At 42.8% G+C, this 796-nt stretch carries 1 pseudogene; it reads right to left on the minus strand.

What is annotated here, in order from left to right:
• Positions 1 to 776, minus strand: a pseudogene (locus L654_RS0100120) (IS3 family transposase); the annotation flags it as partial.
• Positions 777 to 796 lie beyond the last annotated feature (20 nt).

Genomic DNA, 796 nt, shown 5'->3' on the forward strand with positions numbered 1-796 from the left:
CCATATCCAACCTTTGGCATCCATTCTGTTTTAAAGCTTCTAAAAAATCGCTCCATTGGCGCATTATCCCAACAATTTCCGCGTCGACTCATGCTTTGTGTGATTTTATAGCGCCATAAACGTTGGCGGTACTTCAAGCTCGTATAATGGCTTCCTTGGTCTGAGTGAAACATCAACCCACTTGGTCTGCCTCTGCTTTCGTAAGCTAACTCAAGCGCTTTTAGCGTTAAGTTAGAATCTGGCGACAATGACATTGCCCAACCCACAACTTTACGCGCAAATAAATCAATAACGACCGCTAAATAAGCCCAGCGATTGCCTGTCCAAATATATGTAACATCACCGCACCACACGGTATCTGGCTCAACAACATCGAACTGCCTATCAAGCAGGTTTGGGATTTCAAGGTGTTCATTACCGCCGCGTTTATATGAATGTTGAGGTACTTGGCAGCTTTCTAGCTTTAATTTAATCATTAACTTAGCAGCACGATAACGGCTTAATTCAAAATCGTTATTCGTTGCGATTGCCGCGATTGTCCTCGCACCTGCTGAGCCCCCACTCATTGTATGTATGGCTTTAACTTCAGCCTCTAACCTTACTTGCTCTGGTGTCGGTGTCGTATCCCGTATAGCCCAGTATTTATAGCTGCTACGATGCACATTAAATACACTACATAGCACACTAATAGGGTAACGCTCTCGTTGATTTAATTTCTCAATTAACGAGAATTGTTCAGGGAGTCGGACATCAAGAGAGCGGTAGCCTTTTTTAATATATCCTTTTCTAATTCAAT

This window comes from Pseudoalteromonas sp. TAB23 (assembly GCF_000498075.1).
In the GTDB taxonomy this organism is placed as follows: Bacteria; Pseudomonadota; Gammaproteobacteria; order Enterobacterales; family Alteromonadaceae; genus Pseudoalteromonas; species Pseudoalteromonas arctica.